The organism is Mesorhizobium sp. B283B1A, assembly GCF_020165735.1.
Classification (GTDB): Bacteria; Pseudomonadota; Alphaproteobacteria; order Rhizobiales; family Rhizobiaceae; genus Mesorhizobium; species Mesorhizobium opportunistum.
Map to the genome: position 1 here is coordinate 175001 of NZ_JAIUIQ010000009.1, position 2500 is coordinate 177500.

1 protein-coding gene, 1 tRNA gene and 2 rRNA genes (2 of these 4 cut by a window edge) are annotated in these 2500 nt (G+C 57.6%); all 4 read left to right on the top strand.

Annotated elements, in window-relative coordinates:
* Window positions 1–968 (top strand): 23S ribosomal RNA (locus LB577_RS10260); it begins 1854 nt to the left of the window's first position.
* A 276-nt stretch (window positions 969–1244) separates the two neighbouring features.
* Window positions 1245–1359 (top strand): 5S ribosomal RNA (gene rrf, locus LB577_RS10265).
* A 196-nt stretch (window positions 1360–1555) separates the two neighbouring features.
* A tRNA-Met gene (locus tag LB577_RS10270) sits at window positions 1556–1632 on the top strand.
* Window positions 1633–2287: 655 nt separating this feature from the next.
* A protein-coding gene (locus tag LB577_RS10275) for a type II toxin-antitoxin system ParD family antitoxin (protein ID WP_224686619.1) crosses the window boundary here: on the top strand, window positions 2288–2500 show its 5' portion. 54 nt of this gene lie beyond the right edge of the window; only the first 213 of its 267 coding nucleotides appear in the window; it begins with the start codon at window positions 2288–2290; its stop codon lies off the right edge, out of view.

A 2500-nucleotide genomic window follows, 5' to 3' on the forward strand; every position in this document is an offset into this window, starting at 1 on the left:
ACGGTCCTAAGGTAGCGAAATTCCTTGTCGGGTAAGTTCCGACCTGCACGAATGGCGTAACGACTTCCCCGCTGTCTCCAGCATAGACTCAGTGAAATTGAATTCCCCGTGAAGATGCGGGGTTCCTGCGGTTAGACGGAAAGACCCCGTGCACCTTTACTATAGCTTTACATTGGCATTCGTAGTGGCATGTGTAGGATAGGTGGTAGGCTTTGAAACCTGGGCGCCAGCTCAGGTGGAGCCACCCTTGAAATACCACCCTTATTACTATGGATGTCTAACCGCGGCCCGTTATCCGGGTCCGGGACAATGTATGGTGGGTAGTTTGACTGGGGCGGTCGCCTCCTAAAGAGTAACGGAGGCGCGCGATGGTGGGCTCAGAACGGTCGGAAATCGTTCGCTGAGTGCAATGGCATAAGCCTGCCTGACTGCGAGACTGACAAGTCGAGCAGAGACGAAAGTCGGTCATAGTGATCCGGTGGTCCCGCGTGGAAGGGCCATCGCTCAACGGATAAAAGGTACGCCGGGGATAACAGGCTGATGACCCCCAAGAGTCCATATCGACGGGGTTGTTTGGCACCTCGATGTCGACTCATCGCATCCTGGGGCTGGAGCAGGTCCCAAGGGTATGGCTGTTCGCCATTTAAAGCGGTACGTGAGTTGGGTTCAGAACGTCGTGAGACAGTTCGGTCCCTATCTGCCGTGGGTGTAGGAATATTGAAAGGATCTGTCCCTAGTACGAGAGGACCGGGATGGACGGATCTCTGGTGGACCTGTTGTGGCGCCAGCCGCATAGCAGGGTAGCTATATCCGGACGGGATAACCGCTGAAGGCATCTAAGCGGGAAACCCACCTTAAAACGAGTATTCCCTGAGAACCGTGGAAGACGACCACGTTGATAGGCCGGGTGTGGAAGAGCGGCAACGCTTGAAGCTTACCGGTACTAATAGTTCGATCGGCTTGATCGTTCTCATTCCTTATGCTCATCGTGAACACGATGATCTGGCCAGCGCTCACGCATGAGCGGCCCCTCTGGGGCCTATGCTCCGCGAGGGCGCCGGAAAACCGGCGACGCGCAGTCGCGCTTGCGGGCTTACGCCCGGGCGCCCTGCAATGAACGTCGCCATTGGCACGGAAAGACGGGCAAACGGCACAAGCCAATAGCGAGCGGGTATCCCCTACTCACTATTGCCTGCTGCCTAATCCCTAACCCAGCTTCTCGAAAACAACGTGCGTTTTGCCGACCTGGTGGTTATGGCGGAGCGGCTGCACCCGATCCCATTCCGAACTCGGCCGTGAAACGCTCCAGCGCTGATGGTACTTCGTCTCAAGACGCGGGAGAGTAGGTCGCTGCCAGGTCTGCCAAACGCACGTTCTAAATCTTCTCTTTACGAACATGGCCCGCCAATCGGGAAACCACGGGCCGCGAAAGCGGCCCTTTCATTTGGTGAGCCATCTACCTATCTGTAGGCCATCCTAGTCATAGGCATCGGCTTACGTCCAAAGCAGGCAAACGCTTGCTTAGATCAGCAAGCAAACGCTTGCTTAGGGTTGACGCGGGGTGGAGCAGCCCGGTAGCTCGTCAGGCTCATAACCTGAAGGTCACAGGTTCAAATCCTGTCCCCGCAACCAAACTTAAAACGGCCCGCTCAAGCGGGCCGTTTGCATGTCTGGCGGCCGCTCGAGCCGAACCCCATCAACTGCGCCCGCTTCGAGGCAAAGCCAACCCCGGGACAAAAAAGTCAAAGCCTGTCCCAGCAACCAAAATCGCCCGCCAAACTCCAAGTGGGCGGGCCGGCTTGCTGGCGACGCCAGCGATTCGCTCCGAATCGGTGGCCCATAACAAGGCGAGCCAACGCCGAACACAACTCAGGCACTCGACCGCAGGATCAGGCTTCTCTCTCCGTATTAAATATTTCAAGCCCGGCTCGTCCATTGCGCCGGGCTTTTTTGCTTTTGGCGCGTCGGCTGACGAGGATTGCTGATCGGCGCGTGGTCCCTGCCGATGCGGCATGAGGTTAGCCGGTTGGGCTTGGAAACCAGCCGGCTTAGGTACTCGCGCCAACGGGCTGCCCATCGGTTTCACGCGCCAACCCTCGATCTCGCTGGCGTCGCCTGGCCGCGTTCTCAATCATGCCGAATCAGCGATGCGATCCTGTGTTTGAGAGAATCACGTCACCGAGGGGAATCATGTCGCCGATGAGGGCCCGAATCGAACATAACTGCCAACAGTTGACATCTATTGCCATATGCATCGTATGCCCCCATATTTTCCCCGGAGGTTGCCATGCCCAATTACGCTTTGAATGACCGCTACGAGAGCTTCATCAGGAAGCAGCTCGAATCAGGTCGCTACAACAATGCCAGTGAGGTTGTCCGCGCCGGCCTGCGTATGCTCGAGGACTTCGAGGCGGAGCGGGAGAAGTGGCTGCGCGAGGAAATCCCGGGGCGGCTGGCCGAACTTCAACGGGATCCGGCGAAGGGCGTTCCCGCAGACACG